2 protein-coding genes and 1 pseudogene are annotated in these 2,609 nt (G+C 68.8%); 1 reads left to right on the forward strand and 2 read right to left on the reverse strand.

Going from position 1 to position 2,609, the window contains the following annotated elements:
- Positions 1–479: acyl-CoA dehydrogenase family protein (locus BM060_RS08345; protein ID WP_177224367.1), on the reverse strand; the 479-nt coding region annotated here is incomplete at its 3' end.
- Between the two features lie 20 nt (positions 480–499).
- A pseudogene (locus tag BM060_RS08350) lies at positions 500–1,308 on the reverse strand (HTD2 family dehydratase).
- Between the two features lie 115 nt (positions 1,309–1,423).
- Between BM060_RS08350 and BM060_RS08355 the strand changes: the two are divergent.
- Positions 1,424–2,332, forward strand: coding sequence for a LysR family transcriptional regulator (locus tag BM060_RS08355; RefSeq protein WP_074979121.1), 909 nt, complete (start codon positions 1,424–1,426; stop codon positions 2,330–2,332).
- The last annotated feature ends 277 nt before the right edge of the window (positions 2,333–2,609 follow it).

Genomic DNA, 2,609 nt, shown 5'->3' on the forward strand with positions numbered 1-2,609 from the left:
TGCTGCACGCGGGAGATCCACACCTTCTGGCCGTTGACCACGTACTTGTCGCCCTGGCGCACGGCGGTGGTCTTGATCTTGGTGGTGTCGGTGCCGGTGGTCGGCTCGGTGACGCCCATGGATTGCAGGCGCAGCTCGCCGCTGGCCAGCTTCGGCAGGTAATAACGCTTCTGCTCCTCGCTGCCGTTCCGCAGCAGGGTGAACATGTTGTACATCTGCCCGTGGATGGTCCCGGAGTTGCCGCCGCAGTGGTTCACTTCCTCGAGGATCACCGAGGCCTCGGCCAGGCCCAGGCCGGAGCCGCCGTACTCTTCCGGGATCATCGCCGACAGCCAGCCGGCCTCGGTCATGGCCTTGACGAAGGCTTCGGGGAAGCCCTTGCGCTCGTCGATCTCGCGCCAGTAGGCGCTGGGGAATTCCGCGCACAGGGCGCGCACGCCTTCGCGGATGGCCTGCAGTTCTTCCGGGGTGCTGCTCATGGGGGTTCCTCGATGGGGGTTCAGTCGAATTCCACTTCGCCGCGCTGGGCGATGCCGGCCGCGTTGCCGGCCCAGACCTCGGCCTTGCCGGGGCCGCTGGGGCGGCCACCCAGCTCGAACGGCTCGGGGCTGATCAGCGGGCGCAGGCCGCGGTAGGCGAAGCGGCGCAGGCGCGCCTGGGGGTTGGCGCGGCAGAAGGCGCGCAGGTTCAGGGTGGCGATCAGCGGGCCGTGCACCACCAGGCCGGGGTAGCCTTCGGCGCCGGTGACGTAGGGCCAGTCGTAATGGATGCGGTGGCCATTGAAGGTCACTGCGGAATAGCGGAACAGCAGCACCGGGCTGGGCTCGACCGCCTCGCGCCAGGCGCCTTCGGGCAGCACCTCGGTGCCGCCGAGCTTGGGCGGGCTGGGTTCGCGGTAGACGATGTCCTGCTCTTCGCGCAGGGCCAGGCGGCCGTCCTGGAGGTAGTCGTGGCGCAGGGTGACGAACAGCAGCGCGCCGGTGCGCCCGTGCTTTTCCTCGACCTTGAGGATGGTGGTCACCCGGCTGGCTTCGTGGCCGACACGCAGCGGCTCGTGAAACTCCAGGCGGCCGCCGGCCCACATGCGGTTGCGCCCATCCGCCGGCGGCAGGAAGCCGCCGCGCGCGGGGTGGCCTCGGGCACGGCGTCCTGGAAGAACGCCCAATGCCACAGCGGCGGCAGCGCGTCGCCGGCGGCGGGGGCCGGCTCGCCGAGGGTGGCGGCCAGGCGGCTGACCAGCAGCGTGCTCAGTTCTTCCTGGCTTTCCTGGGTGCGGCCTATCCAGGCTGCGTAGGACATTTCACTCATGGTTTCTCTTCCGTGGAAGTTTCCGAACAGGATGCCGAGGGGCTTGCGTTCCGAGAATCCGCATTTTCATAATCCGGCGTTAACCGAAACCGAACGCCACCCGGACGCCCTCATCATGCATTTCGACCTGGCCGACCTGCGCCTCTTCGTGCACATCGCCGAATCCCCCAGCCTGACCCAGGGCGCCCGCCGCGCGCACCTCTCGGCGGCCGCCGCCAGCGCCCGCATCAAGGCCCTGGAAAGCCAGCTCGACAGCCGCCTGCTGTACCGCGACAACCGTGGCGTGGAGCTGACCCCCAGTGGCCAGCGCCTGCTGCAGCACGCGCGCCTGATCCTGCGCCAGGTGGAGCGGCTCAAGGACGACTTCGGCGAACAGGGCGGCGACCAGGCCGGGCACATCCGCATCTTCGCCAACACCACGGCGGTCACCGAGTTCCTCCCGGAAGTGCTCGCCGGCTTCCTCGCCGAGCGCCCCGCCGTTACCGTGGACCTACAGGAGCGCCTGAACCGCGACATCGTCCGCGCCATCCTCGACGGCTCGGCGGACCTGGGCATCGTCGCCGGCCCGGTGCGCGCCGAGGGCCTGGAGATCCTCCATTTCAGCACCGACCACCTGGTGCTGGTGGTGCCGCCGGGCCATGCCCTGGAACGCCTGGGCCGCCCTACCCTGGCCGACACCCTCGGCTATTTCCACGTCGGCCTGCACGAGGGCAGCACCCTGCAGAGCTTCCTGCGCGAACAGGTGGAGCGCCTGGGCGGCACCCTCAACCTGCGCATCCAGGTGGCCAGCTTCGAGGCGGCCTGCCGGATGATCGAGGCCGGGGTGGGCATCGGCGTGCTCCCGGAAACCGCCGCGCGCCGACACCAGCGCAGCATGGGGTTGAGCATCCTGCAGCTGGATGAACCCTGGGTGGTGCGTGAGCGTAGTGTGTTGGTGCGGGAGCGCGAGGCGCTGCCGGGGTGTGCGCGGACGTTGGTGGAGTTGCTGCGGCGGGTGGGGGATGGGGGGGAGTGCTGTTTGTGAATGGGGTTTGCCGGGGGCTTGGGTGTTTGGTTTGAGAGCGCCCTCTCCCCAGCCCTCTCCCTGAAGGGAGAGGGGGCTGTTCGGAGTGGCCTGGAAGTCAGGCACCATCCTTCCAACCCGTCATTCCCGCGAACGCGGGAACCCAGAGACTTCTTGTTTGGGTGTAGCGCGCCGCTCCGAGTGCGTTGATGTCTCTGGTTTCGCCCCCTCGGGCGAGTCCCTTTTGTCAAACGGTGGAAGGCCACCCCCGCAAAAAGGAACCAAAAAGGCTTGCCCC

Source organism: Pseudomonas citronellolis (assembly GCF_900112375.1).
Taxonomy (GTDB): domain Bacteria; phylum Pseudomonadota; class Gammaproteobacteria; order Pseudomonadales; family Pseudomonadaceae; genus Pseudomonas; species Pseudomonas citronellolis.

Coding starts and splice junctions, on each gene's coding strand:
- BM060_RS08355 (WP_074979121.1), top strand. CDS start 1,424: ATGCATTTCGACCTGGCCGACCTGCGCCTCTTCGTGCACATCGCCGAA.